Annotated in this window: 20 protein-coding genes; 13 read left to right on the top strand and 7 right to left on the bottom strand. The window is 70.9% G+C overall.

Annotated features, from left to right (window positions below; genetic code table 11):
* The first annotated feature begins 16 nt into the window (after nucleotides 1-16).
* Nucleotides 17-847: a DUF6597 domain-containing transcriptional factor gene (locus EJ357_RS26630; RefSeq protein ID WP_126394100.1), complete on the top strand. Its 831-nt coding sequence runs from the start codon at nucleotides 17-19 to the stop codon at nucleotides 845-847.
* A gap of 97 nt (nucleotides 848-944) precedes the next feature.
* On the opposite strand, the gene EJ357_RS26625 is transcribed toward EJ357_RS26630, so the two are convergent.
* Complete coding sequence (locus EJ357_RS26625; RefSeq protein WP_126394099.1) at nucleotides 945-1,835, bottom strand: NADP-dependent oxidoreductase; 891 nt, start codon at nucleotides 1,833-1,835, stop codon at nucleotides 945-947.
* 125 nt (nucleotides 1,836-1,960) lie between these two features.
* On the opposite strand from EJ357_RS26625, the gene EJ357_RS26620 reads away from it, so the two are divergent.
* On the top strand, nucleotides 1,961-2,398 hold the full coding sequence (locus EJ357_RS26620; RefSeq protein WP_126394098.1) for a winged helix-turn-helix transcriptional regulator: 438 nt from the start codon (nucleotides 1,961-1,963) through the stop codon (nucleotides 2,396-2,398).
* Here EJ357_RS26620 and EJ357_RS26615 read toward each other — a convergent pair whose 3' ends face one another.
* Nucleotides 2,399-2,908 (bottom strand): hypothetical protein, encoded by a 510-nt coding sequence (locus EJ357_RS26615; protein ID WP_228472608.1) that lies wholly within the window; start codon nucleotides 2,906-2,908, stop codon nucleotides 2,399-2,401.
* A 116-nt stretch (nucleotides 2,909-3,024) separates the two neighbouring features.
* Here EJ357_RS26615 and EJ357_RS26610 point away from each other — a divergent pair, with 116 nt between their 5' ends.
* The gene (locus EJ357_RS26610) at nucleotides 3,025-3,360 is read left to right on the top strand and encodes a YnfA family protein (RefSeq protein ID WP_126394097.1); all 336 of its coding nucleotides are present in this window, start codon (nucleotides 3,025-3,027) and stop codon (nucleotides 3,358-3,360) included.
* Between the two features lie 36 nt (nucleotides 3,361-3,396).
* Here EJ357_RS26610 and EJ357_RS26605 read toward each other — a convergent pair whose 3' ends face one another.
* A complete protein-coding gene (locus tag EJ357_RS26605) occupies nucleotides 3,397-3,825 on the bottom strand; it encodes a nuclear transport factor 2 family protein (protein ID WP_126394096.1) in 429 nt (142 codons plus the stop codon).
* Between the two features lie 95 nt (nucleotides 3,826-3,920).
* Here EJ357_RS26605 and EJ357_RS26600 point away from each other — a divergent pair, with 95 nt between their 5' ends.
* The gene (locus tag EJ357_RS26600; RefSeq protein ID WP_126394095.1) at nucleotides 3,921-4,697 is read left to right on the top strand and encodes an SDR family NAD(P)-dependent oxidoreductase; all 777 of its coding nucleotides are present in this window, start codon (nucleotides 3,921-3,923) and stop codon (nucleotides 4,695-4,697) included.
* Complete coding sequence (locus EJ357_RS48465) at nucleotides 4,697-4,834, top strand: hypothetical protein (RefSeq protein ID WP_175647221.1); 138 nt, start codon at nucleotides 4,697-4,699, stop codon at nucleotides 4,832-4,834. The genes EJ357_RS26600 and EJ357_RS48465 overlap by 1 nt, the downstream gene beginning before the upstream one ends.
* A 19-nt stretch (nucleotides 4,835-4,853) precedes the next feature.
* Here EJ357_RS48465 and EJ357_RS26595 read toward each other — a convergent pair whose 3' ends face one another.
* Nucleotides 4,854-6,047, bottom strand: coding sequence for an RtcB family protein (locus EJ357_RS26595; RefSeq protein WP_126394094.1), 1,194 nt, complete (start codon nucleotides 6,045-6,047; stop codon nucleotides 4,854-4,856).
* 216 nt (nucleotides 6,048-6,263) lie between these two features.
* Between EJ357_RS26595 and EJ357_RS26590 the strand changes: the two genes are divergently transcribed.
* The 3 genes from EJ357_RS26590 (at nucleotide 6,264) to EJ357_RS26580 (ending at nucleotide 9,629) form a co-directional block, all read left to right on the top strand.
* On the top strand, nucleotides 6,264-7,130 hold the full coding sequence (locus EJ357_RS26590) for a DUF3558 domain-containing protein (protein ID WP_126394093.1): 867 nt from the start codon (nucleotides 6,264-6,266) through the stop codon (nucleotides 7,128-7,130).
* 137 nt (nucleotides 7,131-7,267) lie between these two features.
* Complete coding sequence (locus EJ357_RS26585; protein ID WP_228472607.1) at nucleotides 7,268-8,158, top strand: DUF3558 family protein; 891 nt, start codon at nucleotides 7,268-7,270, stop codon at nucleotides 8,156-8,158.
* Nucleotides 8,159-8,324: 166 nt separating this feature from the next.
* Nucleotides 8,325-9,629 carry a DUF2637 domain-containing protein gene (locus tag EJ357_RS26580; protein WP_228472606.1) on the top strand — a complete coding sequence of 435 codons (1,305 nt, stop codon included), beginning with the start codon at nucleotides 8,325-8,327 and terminating at the stop codon, nucleotides 9,627-9,629.
* A 51-nt stretch (nucleotides 9,630-9,680) separates the two neighbouring features.
* Here the strand turns inward: EJ357_RS26580 and lysS are convergent, their stop codons facing one another.
* Nucleotides 9,681-11,414: a lysine--tRNA ligase gene (gene lysS / locus EJ357_RS26575; RefSeq protein ID WP_126394090.1), complete on the bottom strand. Its 1,734-nt coding sequence runs from the start codon at nucleotides 11,412-11,414 to the stop codon at nucleotides 9,681-9,683.
* A gap of 248 nt (nucleotides 11,415-11,662) precedes the next feature.
* On the opposite strand from lysS, the gene argS reads away from it, so the two are divergent.
* Complete coding sequence (gene argS / locus EJ357_RS26570) at nucleotides 11,663-13,426, top strand: arginine--tRNA ligase (RefSeq protein ID WP_126394089.1); 1,764 nt, start codon at nucleotides 11,663-11,665, stop codon at nucleotides 13,424-13,426.
* A 159-nt stretch (nucleotides 13,427-13,585) separates the two neighbouring features.
* On the opposite strand, the gene EJ357_RS26565 is transcribed toward argS, so the two are convergent.
* Nucleotides 13,586-14,029, bottom strand: coding sequence for a peptidoglycan-binding domain-containing protein (locus EJ357_RS26565; RefSeq protein WP_126394088.1), 444 nt, complete (start codon nucleotides 14,027-14,029; stop codon nucleotides 13,586-13,588).
* Between the two features lie 339 nt (nucleotides 14,030-14,368).
* On the opposite strand from EJ357_RS26565, the gene EJ357_RS26560 reads away from it, so the two are divergent.
* From EJ357_RS26560 to EJ357_RS26550, 3 genes are read left to right on the top strand one after another with little or no spacing between them, the layout of a single operon-like run.
* Complete coding sequence (locus EJ357_RS26560) at nucleotides 14,369-15,166, top strand: peptidoglycan-binding protein (RefSeq protein WP_126394087.1); 798 nt, start codon at nucleotides 14,369-14,371, stop codon at nucleotides 15,164-15,166.
* Nucleotides 15,163-16,113 carry a helix-turn-helix domain-containing protein gene (locus tag EJ357_RS26555; RefSeq protein ID WP_126394086.1) on the top strand — a complete coding sequence of 317 codons (951 nt, stop codon included), beginning with the start codon at nucleotides 15,163-15,165 and terminating at the stop codon, nucleotides 16,111-16,113. The genes EJ357_RS26560 and EJ357_RS26555 overlap by 4 nt, the downstream gene beginning before the upstream one ends.
* A 42-nt stretch (nucleotides 16,114-16,155) precedes the next feature.
* Complete coding sequence (locus tag EJ357_RS26550; protein WP_126394085.1) at nucleotides 16,156-16,968, top strand: DUF4253 domain-containing protein; 813 nt, start codon at nucleotides 16,156-16,158, stop codon at nucleotides 16,966-16,968.
* Here the strand turns inward: EJ357_RS26550 and EJ357_RS26545 are convergent.
* Nucleotides 16,934-18,232 (bottom strand): aminotransferase-like domain-containing protein, encoded by a 1,299-nt coding sequence (locus EJ357_RS26545; RefSeq protein WP_126394084.1) that lies wholly within the window; start codon nucleotides 18,230-18,232, stop codon nucleotides 16,934-16,936. The two genes, EJ357_RS26550 and EJ357_RS26545, sit on opposite strands and share 35 nt — an antisense overlap.
* A 305-nt stretch (nucleotides 18,233-18,537) precedes the next feature.
* On the opposite strand from EJ357_RS26545, the gene EJ357_RS26540 reads away from it, so the two are divergent.
* Entirely contained in the window at nucleotides 18,538-18,717 is a 180-nt protein-coding gene (locus EJ357_RS26540) for a hypothetical protein (protein ID WP_126394083.1), read from the top strand.
* The last annotated feature ends 40 nt before the right edge of the window (nucleotides 18,718-18,757 follow it).

Raw genomic sequence — 18,757 nt, 5'->3', positions numbered from 1 at the left:
GACGTACGATCCGGCCATGGAGGCAGACGCACGCCGCCACGACACCCGCGGGATCGTCGACCCGTCCGGACTGCTGAACCGCGTACGGTTCCGCCGCCACGAGCCCGCCGCGCCGATGCGCCGGTATGTCGAGTGGTACTGGCTCATCGACTGGGACCTGCCCGAGCCCTACGCCTCCCACGTGGTCCCGCACCCGGCGGTCAACCTCACGTTCCAGTGGGACGGGGCCGACGAGGCGGGAGCCGAGCCGTACGCCGAGGTCACCGGGGTCGCGCTCGGCCTGTACACCCGCAAGCTGACCGGACGAGGCCGGGTCTGCGGCGTGAAGTTCCGGCCCGGCGGGTTCCGGCCGTACGCCCCCGGGGCGCCGGTGTCCCGGTGGACGGGCGTGGCCCTGCCCGCGCAGGAGGTCTTCCCGCAGGCCACGGGCGAGGTCGCCCACGCGATCGTCACCCCCGCCGACGACCGGGCCCGAGTCGCCGCCCTCGACACCTTCCTCCTCTCCCTCCCCTGCACCCCCGACCCCCAGGCCGACCTCGCCACGACCCTCGTCCAGCACATCCGCACCGACCGCACGGTGCGCCGCGTCGGCGACTTCGCGCAGACACGGGGCCTGTCGGTACGGGCGCTGCAACGGCTCTTCTCGACGTATGTCGGCGTCAGCCCCAAGTGGGTCGTCCTGCGCTACCGCATCCACGAGGCCCTGAACCAGGCCGCCACCCACACCGACATCAACTGGGCCGCCCTCGCGGCCGACCTCGGCTACGCCGACCAGGCCCATCTGATCCGGGACTTCACGAGAACGGTGGGGGTACCGCCGGCGACGTACGCACAAGGGGTGCACTGACCCGAGGCCGGCAGTCGCGGTCACCCACAGAGGTCCCGCCCATGTGGCCGGGGCCACTCACCCCCCCCCGCACCGGATCACCCCACCCCCATCCACCTCACGGCACCAACACCAACCGCCCCCGAACCCCACCCTCCGCCAGCCGCGCATGCGCCTTCGCCGCATCGTCCAGCGCGAACGTCTCCGCCACCCGAGTCGTCAGTACCCCGTCATCCAGCAACCGCACCAGCTCCGCCAACCGCGCCCCATCGGCACTCACTTCGACCGCCCCGGTCCGCACCCCCCGCACCGACGCGGGCTGCGCCTGCGGAATGAGGCCGAGGTAGACACCCCCGTCCCGCACCCATTCCAGAGCCGCCGAACCGAGGACCGCGGCGTCCAGCACGGCGTCGAAGCTCCCCGCCTCGATACCCCCGCTCACGAACTCCCCCGCCCCCAGCGACCGTACGAACTCCTCGTCCCCCTCCCGGGCCAGCCCGGTCACCGATATCCCCCGGTGCGCGGCGAGTTGGACGGCGTACGCACCGACGGCCCCCGCCGCCCCCGTCACCAGCAACGACCGCCCCGGCACCAACTCCAGCAGATCCAGCGCCTGTACGGCCGTCAGCGCGTTCAGCGGCAGCGTCGCCGCATGGACCGCGTCCACCGTCACCGGCGCCTTGGCGACGGCGTCCGTGGGGACGACCACGTACTCGGCGTGGGTACCCACCGGCTTGACCATGCCGTAGTCGAGCGCCACCACCGTGTCGCCCACGCTCCACGAACTGGCCACACCCACCGCGTCCACGGTCCCGGCGACATCCCAGCCGAGCCCGATCCGCTTCCCCGCACCCCCGAAGACCCCGGCCCGCACCCCCGCGTCCACGGGATTCAGCCCGGCCGCCGAGACCTTGATCCGCACCTCCCGCGCACCGGGCTCCGGCACCTCGGTCTCCACGACCTCCACGACCTCGGGCCCACCGAACGAGTTCACCACAACAGCACGCACAACAGCTCCCCTTGGCTTGTCAGCATGTGGAACGCTCTCCCGTCCACTGCGAACAACCCTAGGAAGAGCTACTATCTCTTAGTAAGTAGTTACCTGAGAGTGCGTATGTACCCCGGAGGTGAGCCATGGCGACCAGGACCGCGGCACAGCGGCGCGAACAGGCCCGCATCGAGTACGACGCGTTCGTCAAGAGCTGCCCCACCAACCAGCTCCTGGACCGGATCAGCGACAAGTGGGTCAGCCTCGTCGTCGCCGCCCTCGCCTCCGGCCCCATGCGCTACAGCGACCTCGGCCGCAAGATCGCCGGCGTCAGCCCCAAGATGCTGACCCAGACCCTGCGCTCACTGGAACGCGACGGCCTCCTCAGCCGCACGGTCACCCCGTCCGTCCCGGTCCGCGTCGACTACGAACTCACCGCGCTCGGCGACAACCTGGCCCGGCTGCTGACCGCGGTGAAGGACTGGGCGGAGACCCACTTCGACGAGGTGCGCGAGGCACGCGAGCGCTACGACACCGAGGGCGCGGACACGGGCGCGGCCGAGGTCGGGGCCGGTCAGAGGTAGTCAGAAGTAGTACGTGTCCCCCGTGTCCAACGCGAGCACCCGCTGCCGCCCCGTCTGCTCACCGCCCTGCTCACCACTCTGGCCACCGGTCTGGTCATCCGCCTGCCCACCGCTCTGCAGCGTGTCGAAGTCCACCAGCACCTCCGACGGCGCCCCCTGCAGCCGTACCCGCAACCCGACCTGCTGCCCCACCCCGTCCGCGTCCGGCGCCCCGATCCGGCACATCAGGACCCGCGGCTCCGCCCGCACGCACCCCCGCGGCAGCGCCTGCCGGTCCGCCAGCGGCACCGACCAGCGCAGCCGTACCGTCACTTTCGCGCCCGCCGCCGCGTCCGGCTTGGAACGGTGCGGTGCGAACCGTACGTCGGCCAGCCCGCCGGACAGGAGCACCGACCCGTGATAGGCGAGCCCCTCCTCGGCCCCGCCCGCCGCCCCGGCCTGCGGAACCATCCCGCCGACCGCCGCCATCAGGGCCGCACCGCACACCGCAGCCACCCGCATCCGCCGCATACCGCCCACTCCTCACTCCACGTGGTCGTACGGATGTATCCCACGCGAAGCGCCCGGCAGGCGCCGTCCAACAGGTGACGCACCTCCTCACCGGCCAGGTGACGCACACTGCTCCCATGCTCGTCCTGCGCTCCGCCGCCCTCTTCGTCGTCGCCGCCCTCTTCGAGATCGGCGGCGCCTGGCTGGTCTGGCAGGGCGTACGCGAGCACCGCGGGTGGCTCTGGATCGGCGCGGGCGTCATGGCCCTGGGCGCCTACGGCTTCGTCGCCACACTCCAGACCGACGCCGCCTTCGGCCGCGTCCTCGCCGCGTACGGCGGTGTCTTCGTCGCCGGTTCCCTCGTCTGGGGCATGGTCGCCGACGGCTACCGCCCGGACCGCTGGGACGTGACGGGCGCGCTGATCTGCCTCGCGGGCATGGCGGTGATCATGTACGCACCGCGAGGAAACTGACCCCGTCAGGGCTCAACTCGGGGCGGAGCCCAGGGCTCAGGGCGGCGGCAGCAGTCCGAGCTGCCCGAGGAAGTCCATCTCGTCGAAGTAGAGCCGGTAGTCGACGATGTGTCCGCTGTCGTCGACGGTGGCGAAGTCCACCCCGCGGATCCTGATCTCCTTCTGCGTCGGGGCCAGCGTCTCCCCCGTGGGCAACTGGATCGGCCCGGTGTTCCGGCCGCTGAAGAAGCCCTCGTCGATGGCCGTGTTGCCGACCTCGTACGAGTGCACCGACTCGTACGAGCCCTCGGGTATCGCCTCCGTCATCTGACGCCAGTACGTGGCGATGTCGTCGCGCCCATGGAGCTCCCCGCCGTCGGGGGTGACGGCGACGGCGTCCTGCGCGTACAGCTCGGCGATGGTCTTGGAGTCCGCCGTGGTGACCGCGGCGGTGAGCCGGTCCATGACCTCACGTGCCTGTCCCATGATCCACCTCCCGTGATGGAGGACCACCCCCCTTATTCTCCCACCGCCCGCCTATCCTGGCCGGACAGGCTTTCGATCACGCCCGAGGAGCAGCCATGCCCACCGCCGCACCGTCCGCCGCCTCCCGCATCGCCGTCGTCACGGGCGCGAGCGGCGGAATCGGCGCCGCCACGGCACGCCGGCTTGCCGCGGCCGGCTACCGGGTCGTCCTGACCGCCCGCCGCAAGGACCGCATCGAGGCGCTGGCCGAGGAGATCAACGCGGCCGGCCACTCCGCCGCCGCCTACCAGCTGGACGTGACCGACCGAGCCGCGGTCGACGAGTTCGCCCTGGCCTTCAAGACGATCGGCGTCCTGGTCAACAACGCGGGCGGCGCACTCGGCGCCGACCCGGTGGCCACCGGCGACCCCGCCGACTGGCGCTCGATGTACGAGACGAACGTCATCGGCACCCTGAACCTCACCCAGGCCCTGCTCCCCAAGCTGGACGCGAGCGGCGACGGCACGATCGTCGTCGTCTCCTCCACCGCCGGCCACGGCACCTACGAGGGCGGCGCCGGCTACGTCGCCGCCAAGCACGGCTCCCACGTCCTCGCCGAGACCCTGCGCCTGGAGATCGTCGGCCGCCCGGTCCGCGTCATCGAGATCGCGCCCGGCATGGTCAAGACGGACGAGTTCGCCCTGACCCGCTTCGGCGGCGACACGGACAAGGCGGCGAAGGTCTACGAGGGCGTCGCCGAGCCCCTCACGGCCGACGACGTCGCCGACACCATCACCTGGGCGGTCACCCGCCCCAGCCACGTCAACATCGACCTCCTGGTCGTCCGCCCCCGGGCCCAGGCGTCCAACACGAAGGTCCACAGGGAGCTGTAGTGACGAACGGCGACCAGAACTCGGGCAAAGACCCGCACAACGAACGCCAGATGTGGTGGTGGCTCGGCTACTTCCTCTTCGGCATCCACATCGTGGCGTTCGTGATGATCTACGCGGTGACCCACGCTCCGAAATGAGGAGCGTGGGTCGGAGGCGTCAGCCCTTCACGCAGACGACCTGCTTCAGCTTCGCCACGACCTCCACGAGGTCCCGCTGCTGATCGATGACCTGCTCAATCGGCTTGTACGCGCTCGGAATCTCGTCCACGACACCGGAGTCCTTACGGCACTCCACGCCCCGCGTCTGCTCCTCCAGGTCCTTCGTCGAGAAGCGACGCTTGGCCGCGTTCCGGCTCATGCGCCGACCCGCGCCGTGCGAGGCCGAGTTGAAGGACTTCGCGTTCCCGAGGCCCTTCACGATGTACGACCCCGTGCCCATCGAGCCCGGGATGATCCCGTACTCGCCGGAGCCGGCCCGGATCGCGCCCTTGCGGGTCACGAGCAGATCCATGCCGTCGTAACGCTCCTCGGCCACGTAGTTGTGGTGCGCGCTGATCTCGGCCTCGAAGGTCGGCTTCGCCTTCTTGAACTCCTTGCGGATCACGTCCTTCAGGAGCGCCATCATGATCGTGCGGTTGTACTTGGCGTACTCCTGCGCCCAGAACAGGTCGTTGCGGTACGCCGCCATCTGCGGGGTGTCCGCGATGAACACGGCGAGGTCACGGTCGATCAGCCCCTGGTTGTGCGGGAGCTTCTGGGCCACGCCGATGTGGAACTCGGCGAGCTCCTTGCCGATGTTCCGGGAACCGGAGTGCAGCATGAGCCAGACGGAACCGTCCGTATCGGTGCACACCTCGACAAAGTGGTTGCCGCTTCCGAGCGTTCCCATCTGCTTTCCGGCCCGCTCCTGACGGAACTTGACCGCGTCCGCGATCCCGTCGAACCGCCCCCAGAAGTCGTCCCACCCCGCGGTGGCGAACCCGTGCATCCGCCCCGGATCCACGGGACTGTCATGCATCCCCCGCCCCACCGGAATGGCCTGCTCGATCTTCGACCGCAGCCGCGACAGATCCCCCGGCAGGTCATTGGCCGTCAGCGACGTCTTCACCGCCGACATCCCGCACCCGATGTCGACCCCCACCGCCGCAGGACACACGGCCCCCTGCATGGCGATGACGGACCCGACCGTCGCCCCCTTCCCGTAATGCACGTCCGGCATCACGGCGAGGCCCTTGATCCACGGCAGGGTCGCGACGTTCCGCAGCTGCTGCAGGGCACCGTCCTCGACCGTCGCCGGGTCGGTCCACATGCGGATCGGAACCTTCGCGCCCGGCATCTCCACGTACGACATATCGTCCTCTATCCCCCGGAAATCACATACAAGTCTGAAATCGCAAAACCGGCGCCAGGGTCGACGAAAAGGGACAACGGACCGGCGTCCACGGCAGTGCGTGCGATACACATTGTCTCCAGCGGAAGCCCCCGCGCAGCAACCGAATAACCAGCGGGGACACTGGGACACCGGCACCGCACCCACCACACAGCCACCGTCGAGAGGAGCCTGACCGTGCAGCGGAAGGCGTACGTATCCGGCGTCGCCGCGCTCCTCGCGGCGCTGCTGGCCGGCTGCACCGGCAGTTCCGACAGCGGCGGTTCGACCGACGACTCCAACCCCGACGACTCCGGTACGGCGACCGTGACGGCCGAGCCCGGCCGGTACGCCACGCTCCCGGAGGCCTGTGGCGTGGTGGACCAGGACACCCTCGACGCGCTGCTGCCCGGCATCAGGCAGCTCCCGGACGAGGAGCAGCGCGAGAGGGCGTACGAGGGCACGCCGACGCTGACCTACGACACGGACCGCAAGGTCGGCTGCCGTTGGAAGGTCGAGTCGGCGGACGCGACGAACCATCTCTTCGTCGACTTCTCGCGTGTGGTGTCGTACGACACAGCGGTCAGCGACGACAGCGAGGCGGAGCAGCTCTTCGCGATCCAGCAGGAGGCGGCCGACCTTCCGGAGCCGGCGAGCACCGGCGCCACCGCCGGCGGTGAGGGCACCGGGGGCACCTCGTCGGCCGATCCGAGCGGCTCCCCTTCCTCCTCGGCGTCACCGTCGGCTTCGGCTTCGGCGTCCGCCTCGTCCGCCTCGTCCGCCTCCGGTTCGGCAAGCCCCACCGACGGCGCGACCCCGGCCGAGCTGCAGCCCCGCGTTCTCGAGGACCTCGGGGACGCGGCCTTCCTCGACGACGAGCTCGGCAGTGCCGGTTCGACGGCCCAGCAGCGCAAGGTGACTGTGGCGTTCCGCACGTCCAATGTGATTGTGCGGATCGTGTACGAGGAGCAGCCGGCGACCGTCGGCACGGTCCCGGACAGCGAGGAATTGCAGGACAGGGCCCTGAATCTGGCTTCGCAACTGGCGGACGAGCTGGCGGAGTAGCGCCCCCGCGTGGCCCCGGTGCGCCCCTGAGCGACGTAACCGAAACGAGACCACACAGCTTCTTCACCGCGTACCGTGGCCCCTCGGACCCGATCCGACCGCAGGAATCACGGTTGTCAGTCATGAGTGAAGGAACCATGCAGCGAGCAGCAGAGCGAGACCAGCTTGACCGGCGTGAGCAGCGCGAGCAGCGGGCGAGGGGCCTGCGCCGCGCCCTTGTCTGCGCGGCCGCAGTCCCGGTGATGCTGATCGCCACGGCCTGCACCTCGGACTCCGGTTCGGACGACGGAGCCGGGGACAGTACGAAGGCATCGGCGTCGGAGTCGTCCGCGAGCCCCTCGCCGACGGTGCAGGCGGTCGCGTACAAGGCGCTTCCCGAGCCGTGCAAGGTGCTGACGAAGAACACGCTGGAGGTCCTGGTCCCGAAGGCCAAGTCGGGCAAGGAGGGGTCGTCCGACGACGCCTCGACGCGTAGCTCCTGCTCCTGGAGCAGCCTCGACAACAACGGCGTGAAGGGCTCGCAGTTCCGCTGGCTGAACGTCTCCCTGCTGCGCTTCGACTCGGACGTCACGCGCGGCTCGGGCAACCAGCTGGCGCGGGAGTACTTCGAGACGCAGGTGGAGGACGCCCGTTCGGTGAGCGGCGCGAAGAACGTCAAGTCGCAGCCGGCCACCGGGGTGGGTGACGAGGCGACGGCGGTGCGCTACGACCTGAAGAAGAAGGAAGGCTCCTTCAAGCAGGAGACGGTCGTGGCTCGGGTGGAGAACGTGGTCGTCACGCTCGACTACAACGGCGCCGGTCTGGCCGGTGAGAAGACGCCGAGCGCGGACGACCTGGACAAGCTCGCGCGCAAGGCCGCCAAGGAGGCGGTGGCCGCGGTGACGAAGGAGAACGGCGGCGCGGACGCGGGCACGCCGAGCAGCACCCCTTCGAAGTCGGCTTCGAAGTCTCCCTCGAAGTCGCCGTCCGGCAGCCCTTCGAAGGCGGCGTCCAGCTCCCCGTCCAAGTCAGCGTCGAAGAAGAGCTGACCGTCACACCTGCCCCACCCCTGCGTCACAACGCGCAGCTCAGACCCGCCTGTTGTACGAGCCCGGCCCCGTCCAGGGACCGGGCTCGTGCCATCCGTGAATCCGGACGCCGCACAGATGTGCCACCCTGTTGCGCGCAACAGCATGCACTGGGAGGGGAGTACGAGTGGCCGCGCCACCACCGCAGCTGACTCGGACGCATCGCATTCTCATCGGTGTGGTCGTGTTCGGCGCCGTGATCATCGCCGGCATCGGCTTCGCCGGTTCGTACGCGGCCGTCCGCGAGCTGGCCATCAAGAAGGGTTTCGGGAACTTCAGTTATGTCTTCCCGATAGGCATCGACGCGGGCATCTGCGTCCTGCTCGCCCTGGATCTGCTCCTGACGTGGATCCGTATCCCGTTCCCGCTCCTGCGTCAGACGGCCTGGCTGCTGACGGCGGCGACGATCGCCTTCAACGGCGCGGCGGCCTGGCCGGACCCGCTGGGCGTCGGCATGCACGCGGTGATCCCGATCCTGTTCGTGGTGGCGGTGGAGGCTGCCCGCCACGCGATCGGGCGCATAGCGGACATCACGGCCGACAAGCACATGGAGGGCGTACGTCTGACCCGCTGGCTCCTGTCGCCGGTCCCGACGTTCCTTCTGTGGCGCCGTATGAAGCTGTGGGAGCTGCGCTCCTACGAGCAGGTCATCAAGCTGGAGCAGGAGCGCCTGGTGTACCAGGCCCGCCTGCGTTCCCGTTTCGGCCGCGCGTGGCGCAGGAAGGCGCCGGTGGAGTCCCTGATGCCGCTGCGCCTGGCCCGCTACGGGGTGCCGCTGGCGGAGACGGCTCCGGCGGGGCTGGCGGCGGCGGGCATCGAGCCGGCGCTGCTGCCTCCGGCGCCGAAGCAGGCCCTGGATGCGGTGCCTGTGGCCGACGTGGCCGGTACCGCGGGGGAGGCACCGGTCCCACAGAGAGCGGTACCCCACGGCGGGCAGCGCCAGGAGCTGTACAGCGCCCCCGACGCCGAGCAACCGGACTACGTACAGGACTGGTTCAACACCCCCCGTCAGGTCGAGTACCACGGCGGCTACGACCCTTCGCTCGAGCTCCCGGAGCACGACGAGGAGTGGTACCGGGAACAGCTCCGGGCGGAGCAGTACCAGGGCGGGCAGCAGTACCAGTACCAGGAGGAGCCCCCCGTCCAGGAACCCTCCCCGGAGGAGACGGGCAGTTTCCCCATCCCCGTGAGCCCCGGCCGCACCCGTGAGCTCGGCGAGGGCGGCGGCACACCGGAGCCGACCGAGGAGGACTACTACCAGGTCTTCCGTGAGTCGACGAAGGGCGGGAACGGAGCGCCCACCCCGCGCGGGTTCATCGCCGACGTCGAGGCTACGTACGACGTCACTCTCGACGACGCCGAGGCCAAGCGCATGGTGAACCGCTTCTCCAACCGCCTCAACGCGGAACTGACGGACGAGCACATCGCCTGACGGGTACGAGAAAGGGGGCCCTCGATCCAAGGGCCCCCTTTTCCGTACCGCCTACTCGCCGAGCAGCCGCCGTACTCGCTCCTGGCCCACCGCCAGCAGCAGCGTGGGCAGCCGCGGCCCGGTGTCGCGCCCGACCAGCAGGTGGTACAGCAGCGCGAAGAACGTCCGCTGGGCGGTCTTGATCTCGGCCGGCAGCTCCTTGGGCGTGGCGTCCGCGGAGAACCCGGCCTGCACCTTGGGCACGCCGTACACGAGGTGGGTCAGCCCGTCCAGCGACCAGTGCTCGGCGAGCCCGTCGAGCAGCAGCCGCAGTGACTGCTGGGACGCCTCGTCGAGGGACTTCAGCAGCTCGGCGTCGGGCTCGTCGCGCACGATGGTCCGCTGGTCGGCGGGCACCTGCGTGTTGATCCAGGCCTCGGCCTTGTCGTACCGGGGACGCGCCTCGTCCAGCGCGGCCAGCGGGTTCTCCGGGTCCAGCTCGGAGAGGATCCGCAGCGCCTGGTCCTGGTGCCCGGCGGTGATGTCGGCGACCGACGCGAGCGTCCGGTACGGCAGCGGCCGCGTGGTCCTCGGCAGCTCACCAGCGGCCGTGCGCACGGCACGCGAGTGCGCGGCGACGTCGGCGGGCAGGGCGGACCCGTCGGCGACCTTGCCGTCGAGCTTGTCCCACTCGTCGTAGAGCCGCTGGATCTCCTGGTCGAAGGCGATCTTGAAGGACTGGTTGGGCCTGCGGCGGGCGTAGAGCCAGCGAAGGATCTGCGGCTCCATGATCTTCAGCGCGTCGCCCGGTGTGGGCACGCCGCCCTTGGACGACGACATCTTCGCCATCCCGCTGATCCCCACGAAGGCGTACATGGGTCCGATGGGCTGCTTCCCGCCGAAGATCCCGACGATCTGCCCGCCCACCTGGAAGCTCGACCCCGGCGAGGAGTGGTCGACACCGCTGGGCTCGAAGACGACGCCCTCGAAGGCCCATCGCATGGGCCAGTCGACCTTCCAGACGAGCTTGCCGCGGTTGAACTCGTTGAGCCGGACGGTCTCCGAGAAGCCGCACTCGTTGCAGGTGTACGACAGCTCGGTGGTGTCGTCGACGTACGAGGTGACGGTGGTGAGGTCCTTCTCGCAGTTGCCGCAGTAGGGCTTGTACGGGAAGTACCCGGCGGCCCCGGAGGACCCGTCGTCCTCGTTCGCCGCGCCCGACCCCTCCGCGGCCTCCAGCTCGGCCTCGTCGACGGGCTTCTGCGACTGCTTCTTCGCGGGGCCCTTCTTGGTCCGGTACTGGGCGAGAACGGCGTCGATGTCGCCCCGGTGCTTCATGGCGTGCAGGATCTGCTCGCGGTAGACACCGGAGGTGTACTGCGCGGTCTGGCTGATCCCGTCGAACTCCACGCCGAGCTCGGCGAGCGCCTCGACCATGGCGGCCTTGAAGTGCTCGGCCCAGTTCGGGTGGGGCGAGCCCTGCGGCGCCGGCACGGAGGTCAGCGGCTTGCCGATGTGCCGGGCCCACGTCTCGTCGACCCCGGCGATGCCGGCGGGCACCTTGCGGTACCGGTCGTAGTCGTCCCAGGAGATCAGGTGCCGGACCTGGTGGCCGCGCCGCCGGATCTCGTCGGCGACGAGGTGCGGGGTCATGACCTCGCGCAGGTTGCCCAGGTGGATGGGGCCGGAGGGGGAGAGTCCGGACGCGACGACGACCGGTTTGCCCGGGGCCCGACGCTCCGACTCCTCGATGACCTCATCCGCGAAACGGGAGACCCAGTCGGTGGTCTCGGTGCTCTGAGCCACGTCGGCACGTCCTTCTTTCTCCAGGGCAGCCGTACGGTCAACGGCTGGCGCCGTCCATTGTCCCAGACCCGATAAGCGGCGCAGCCGCTTATCGAGGGGCGCGGGGAACTGCGCGACCAGCCACACACGGCCTGCACCCGGCAAAGCACCGCACCCGCCCCGAGCTCGTAGCCGCAAAATCCGCTTTACCCCCCATGGGATACTGGCCACGTCTGAAACAAACCCACGAGGAGAACGGCTCCCACCCCATGACCTCGGTCACGTCGCTCACCGATCTCGTCCACCAGCGCCTCACCGACGCCCTCACTTCCGCTCTCCCGGAAACCGACGGAGTCGACCCGCTGCTGCGACGTAGCGATCGGGCCGACTACCAGGCCAACGGGATCCTGGCCCTCGCGAAGAAGGCGAAGGCGAACCCCCGAGAACTCGCCACGCAGGTCGTCGCACAGATCGAGTCCGGCGACGTGATCAAGGACGTCGAGGTCTCCGGCCCCGGCTTCCTGAACATCACGATCTCCGACAAGGCGATCACTCAGAACCTCGCGGCGCGCTACGCGGACACCGAACGCCTCGGCGTCCCCCGCAAGGACACCCCCGGCGTCACCATCGTCGACTACGCCCAGCCCAACGTGGCCAAGGAGATGCACGTCGGCCACCTCCGTTCCGCGGTCATCGGCGACGCCCTGCGCGGCATGCTCGACTTCACCGGCGAGCGGACGATCGGCCGGCACCACATCGGCGACTGGGGCACCCAGTTCGGCATGCTCATCCAGTACCTGTTCGAGCACCCCGGCGAGCTGGCTCCCGCGGCGGAGGTCGACGGCGAGCAGGCCATGTCGAACCTGAACCGGGTGTACAAGGCCTCGCGGGCCGTCTTCGACGCGGACGAGGAGTTCAAGGAGCGGGCGCGCAAGCGGGTCGTGGCGCTCCAGTCCGGCGACAAGGAGACCCTCGAACTGTGGCAGCAGTTCGTCGACGAGTCGAAGGTCTACTTCTACTCGGTCTTCGAGAAGCTGGACATGGAGGTCCGTGACGAGGAGATCGTCGGCGAGTCCGCGTACAACGAGGGCATGCCGGAGACCGCCCGCCTCCTGGAGGAGATGGGCGTAGCGGTGCGCTCCGAGGGCGCGCTCGTGGTGTTCTTCGACGAGATCCGCGGCAAGGACGACCAGCCGGTCCCGCTGATCGTGCAGAAGGCCGACGGCGGCTTCGGCTACGCCGCCTCCGACCTGACCGCGATCCGCGACCGTGTCTTCGACCTGAAGGCGACGACGCTGCTCTACGTCGTGGACGTACGTCAGTCGTTGCACTTCAGGATGGTCTTCGAGACGGCCCGCCGCGCGGGCTGGCTCAGCGACGAGGTCACCGCGCACAACATGGGATACGGCACGGTCCTCGGCGCGGACGGCAAGCCGTTCAAGACACGTGAGGGCGAGACCGTACGCCTCGAGGACCTCCTCGACGAGGCCGTCGAGCGGGCCACCGCCGTCGTCCGCGAGAAGGCCGAGCGGGTGGGCCTGACCGAGGAGGAGATCGTCGAGAACGGCCGGTACGTCGGGATCGGCGCCGTGAAGTACGCGGACCTGTCGACGTCGGCGAACCGTGACTACAAGTTCGACCTGGACCAGATGGTGTCGCTGAACGGCGACACGTCGGTCTATCTGCAGTACGCGTACGCCCGTATCAAGTCGATCCTGCGCAAGGCCGAGGGCGCGGGCCCGGTCGCGCACCCGGAGCTCGAACTCGCCCCGGCGGAGCGGGCGCTGGGCCTGCACCTGGACGCGTTCGGGGAGCTGCTGGCGGAGGCGACGGCGGAGTACGCGCCGCACAAGCTGGCGGCGTACCTGTACCAGCTGGCGTCGCTGTACACGACGTTCTACGACCAGTGCCCGGTGCTGAAGGCGGAGACCCCCGCCCAGGTCGAGAACCGTCTGTTCCTGTGCGACGTGACGGCCCGGACCCTGCACCAGGGCATGGCCCTGCTGGGCATCCGGACGCCCGAGCGGCTCTGAGCGCCTGAAGGAACGCCTGCGGCCCGTCCTCTCCCCCGCGGAGAGGACGGGCCGCGTGTGTTCGGGCCCGGGTGGGGTTACGTCGGGCCCGGGTGGGGGCCTGCGTTCGGGCCCGAGTGGGGCCTGCGTGCGAGCCCGAGTGGGGCCGCGTTCGAGCCGCTAGCCGCCGTTGGCGAACCGCTTGAAGGCGGCCTTGGTGCCGGAGCCGGCGATGCCGTCGATCTCGCCGGTGTAGCCCCAGTGCGCCTTCAGCAGGCGCTGGAGGGCCTTGATGGTGTTGGGGCCGACGATGCCGTCGATCTCACCGGTGTAGCCCCAGTACTGCTTGAGGCAGCGCTGGAACGCCTTCCAGCTGTTGGTGCCGAGCTGCCCGTCGATCGCGCCGGTGTAGCCCCAGTACTGCTTCAGCCAGGCCTGGACCTTCTTGGCCTCGGCGGCGGTCAGACCGAGGTTGTTCACCGCGAGGACGGAGACCTCGGAGCTCACGGCCGGCTTCGCGTCCTGCGCTGCGAAAGCGGTGCCCGCGGTCGCGAGGCTTCCGGCGGCGAGGCCGACTACGGCACTGACGCTGACGAGGGTCCTGGTCCAGACATTCGGTCGCATACGCTTCCCTCTCACTCCGGCTCATGCGGGTCGGGTGGCGGCACATGCCGCCTGGCTGGCGGAACGAGAGTGCGGGGCCTGCGGCGAGGCCCGCCACAGGCGCGGCGCAAGTGACGTCATGGCGGGACGTCCCGCCCACTGACCTGCGGGGACGCCACACGCCGAGACGGCACGGCGGGACACACGCGGGACGGACGGTGGCCGATTTCCGTACCAGCCCGGGTACCGGCTTGACCGGCTTGCGGTGCGGGCCGCGGATGCTGATGCAGAATGCGACAGGGCACGGGGGACGCCGACCACGGACCGCGGGCCCGGACCGTGAACGCGAGTGGGGGGAACATGTCGCGTTGGGCAGTGCTGCCCGCGGAACTGGATCCGCGCGTGCGGCAGTTGGTGGTGCGGCTGCGCCGGCTGAAGGATCACAGCGGGCTGAGCCTGCGGCAGCTGGGGGCGAGGACGGAGTACAGCCCCAAGTCCTGGGAACGGTATCTGGGCGGCAGGTCGCTCGCGCCCCGGGAGGCCGTCGAGGCACTGGCCCGGATCGGGGGCGAGGATCCGACCCGGCTGCTGGCGTTGCACGAGGTCGCCGCGGAGGCGTGGGCGAGGAGACGCGGGGACGTGACCGCCGCGGACGTGTACCCGCCGCCCGTACCGGAGCCGACGGCAACAGCGCCGGAGGTCCTGTCCGCCGAGGTCAACGGGCCACGGCGGCCCGGGGGTTCGCTGCTCGTCGCGCTCGTGGCGGGGGCTGTGGCACTGGTGCTGGCCCTCTCAACGGCGGTCCTTCTCGTCGTACGGCTGGGCGGCGGCGAGCCGGAGGAGTCGGCGGCTCCCGTCGCCGCGCCCGCCATGCCCACCTCATCGACACCCCCGTACGCCTGCCGTGTCGAGCGGATCGACGGCCGCTGGTACGCGGGCAACAGCCGCACCCAGGAGGCCGTTGTGGCCTACGGCCACGCCGGTCCGGAGGTGGCCGAGGCGCAGTGTCTGCTGCGCAGGGCGGGCATCTCGCCGGGCGGCATCGACGGGATCTTCGGCCCGGTGACGGAAGGCGCGGTCCGGCAGTTGCAGAAGCGGGCGGGGCTGGTCGTGGACGGCATCGTCGGGCCGCACACCTGGAAGGCTCTACGGCGATGACGGCGACCTCGCCGGAACGGGCCCGACTGGCCGTCGCGCTGCGGGAGTTGAAGGCCCGCACCGGGCTGAGCCTGGTCGGCCTCGCGGCGAAGACCGCGTACAGCAAGTCCTCCTGGGACCGCTACCTCAACGGCCGGACGCTGCCCCCGCGCGACGCGGTGCGCAAGCTGTGCCGTCTCGCGGGCGAGGCGGAGGGGCGGTGTCTGGCGCTGTGGGAGATCGCGGAGGCGGAGGGCTCTGCCCTGCCCCCAGTCGCTGCCCTGCCCCCGGTCGCTGCCCCACACCCGGGCCCTGCGGCGTCCCTGTCCGTGTCCCCGGACTCGCCCCCGCCTCCGCCCGGGTCCCCGCCCCAGTCCCCGCAGGAGTTCCCGCCTGCCGGAGGCACTGTCGCGGGCACTGCGGGGGCCGGCCCCTGGCACCGGAGCGCGGCGGCCATGGCCGTGCTCGCCTCGGTGTGCGCGGTGGCCGTCGGGTGCCTGGCGGCTGTGGCCCTTCTGTTGTCGCACCGGGACGGCGAACCGCTGTCGTCCCTGCCCCTGTCCCCGGCCGCGACCGGTCCGCGTTGCCGTGGAGCGGTCTGCGAGGGCCAGAGCCCGATGCAGATGAAGTGCGCCGCCGCCCCGACGACCGTCTCCACGCACCGCACGGCCACCGGAGCCTGGATGGAACTGCGCTACAGCGAGGAGTGCGGGACGAGTTGGGCCCGTATGTGGGGGACGCGGGTCGGGGACCGGATCGAGATGACGGCGGGCGGCCGTGCGGATCCCGGCGGTCCTGAGGAACGTGGGGGCCCGGTCCGCAGCGCCGAGGTCCAGGACGCCATCGACGCGGACTCCTACGTCTACACCCCCATGACCGCGGCTCACCCCGGCACCGTCGTCCGGGCCTGCTTCCGGCCCGCGGCGGGCAGCGAGGGGGAATGCTTCGACGCCAGGGTGCCCAGGTGAGGGCGGGGCCCATTGTCAGTGCCACCGCCTACAGTCACGGACATGGCGACACTTCCGAACCCCCTGCCGAAGCTGGCCACCGACCCCACGGGCACCGCGCTGGGCCTGCGACTCCCGCCCGGCAGACTCCTCGACGCGACTGACGAGGGCCCCTGGCACGAGCCGCTGCTGTGGCTGGCTGACGATCCGGCGGCGCCCGGCGCCTGGGCGGCACTGGAGCCGGCGCGGCACACGGGCGGACTGCTGCCGGTCGTCATCGACGCGGGCGGAAGCCAGGGCGCCCCGGAGGGCTGGGAGTTGATGCCCGGGGAGATGTCGTACCCGGGAGACCACGACGCGGAGGAGGTGCTGGAGGACTTCTGGTACGCGTGCGCGACGCAGGAGGACGCGGAATGGCCCGGCCTGGCCGCCACCCCCGCCGGCCTCGCCTCCGCCGCTGACTCCGCCCCCGACCCGGACGCCGTGGCCACCGGCATCGCGGACGCCCTCGTCGACAGCGGCGGCCCCCTGAAGGACCCCCGCCTCGCCCTGGTCCCGGCCCGTCGCAGCGCGGACATTCCGGCGGCGATCGGCTGGAGCGGCCCGATGAACCACGAGAACGACACCGCCCGCCTCTGCGCGGTGCTGCGCTCCTGGGAGGACCGCTTCGGCATACGCGTGGTGGCGCTCGGCTTCGACCACCTCCTCGCCTCGGTGGCGTACCCGCCGACCACCCTGGCCGAGGCGGAGGCCATCGCCGCCGAGCACTTCGCGTTCTGCCCGGACAACATCTGGCAGGGCGGCGACACCACCGTCCGCGCCTACGCCGAGAACCAGCTCCTCAACCAGCCGGTCTGGCACTTCTGGTGGGACTGACCGAGGACGAGGGGAGGCGAGTGCTGCCGGGGTGGGGTGAAGCGGCTGTGGCCTGAGCCTGGCGCAGCCCGTCCCCCAACCTCCTCAGACCTTCCCCGATGTCCTGCGGCGTCTGCGTCACGAAGCACAGCCGCATCGTCGAGCGGTCGGGCTCACCGGCATAGAAGGGCGCCCCGGGCACGTAGGCGACATCGTGCCGCACCACCTCCGGCAGCAGGGCCGTCGTGTCGTACGACTCCGGCAGGCGGGCCCAGAGGAACATGCCGCCCGTGGGCCGGTTCCAGCTCGACCCCTCCGGCAGCGCCTGCGCCAGCCCCGCCAGCATGGCGTCACGGCGTTCGCGGTAGACGTCCCTGACGTGGGCCACGTGGGCGTCGAGGCCGGTGAGGCAGCGGGCGGCGGCGAGCTGGTTGACGGTCGGGGTGTGCAGGTCGGCGGCCTGCTTGGCGACCGCGCAGGCGCGCCGCAGGCCGGCCGGTGCGCGCAGCCAGCCCAGCCGCAGCCCCGGCGCCATCACCTTGGAGAAGGAGCCGAGCAGCACCGTGCGGTCCTCGGCGCCCGGGCAGGAGGCGATCCAGGGCACGCGCTCGCCCTCGTAGCGGAGTTCGCCGTACGGGTCGTCCTCGACGATCCACACCCCGGCCCGGGCGGCGACCTGCGCGACGGCCACCCTGCGTTCGGCGGGCAGGGTCCTGCCGGTCGGGTTCTGGAAGGTCGGCACGGTGTAGAAGAGCTTCGGCCGCTCGCGCGCCACCAGTTCCTCCAGCGCCCGCGGGTCCACCCCGTCCGCGTCGCCCGGCACGGCCACGACCCGCGCTCCCGCGAGGCCGAAGACCTGAAGTGCCGCGAGATAACAGGGGTCTTCGACGAGGACCGTGTCCCCGGGATCCAACAGCGCGGTGGCGAGGAGCGACAGCCCCTGCTGGGAGCCGGTCGTGACGAGCAGGTCGTCTGCGTCCGTCGCGAGACCCCGCGCCGACATGCGCCCGGCGAGCCCGCTGCGCAGGCCGGGCTCGCCCTCGGTCGTGGAGTACTGCAGTGCCCGCGCCGGAGTCTCGGCGAGGACGTCACGGAAGGCGGCCGCGATGCCCTCCCGGTCGAACAGCTCGGGCGCCGGCAGCCCACCGGCGAAGTTGATGACCTCGGGGCGCGCGGTGACGGCGAGGATGTCGCGCACCGGCGAGCCACCGACCGACGCGGCCCGCGCCGCAAGCGACGGCACGGCGGCCCGGGTTGGGTGGGGCGCGGACTCGATCACGCTCATGACACGGCTCCTTCGGCTACGACGACGAGTGCGACGGCTCGTGCCGGGCAGCGTAGAGAACTACATGCCACCTACAAGCAGCTTTCCGGGATACGGACCTCAGGGCCACCGCCGAGGGCACCCACCGCCAGGTCCGCGACCTCTCGGCGTCCCACGCCGACGCTCCGGGACATGCCGTCCCTGCAGGTCAGCGACGGTCCCATCACTCCGGCGTCCCGAATTCCCGGCCGAAGGTGGCGCCCGGGACGGATGATCACGCAGGCTGAGTCCCGACCCCACCCCCTACCCAAGGAGAGGGCCACCCCATGTCCGCGGACGCACCCCCCACCCGTCACCCCCGCACCCGGCTCCTCGCCGCCACGCTGGTGGCGATCGCCGCGCTCACGCTCACCGCGTGCGAGGACGGCCAGGGCCTGCGCGACGAGGGCCCGTCGACCCCGACCAGCCCCACGGCCACGCCGCCGCCGACCTCCGACCGTCCGTGACCGCGCCGCCGTACCTGCGTCGCGCCGCCTGTCGCCTGTC

Source organism: Streptomyces cyaneochromogenes (genome assembly GCF_003963535.1).
Taxonomy (GTDB): Bacteria; Actinomycetota; Actinomycetes; order Streptomycetales; family Streptomycetaceae; genus Streptomyces; species Streptomyces shaanxiensis.
Note: the sequence above shows the minus strand (reverse complement) of the source record. Positions and strands in the feature narration are given on the sequence as shown.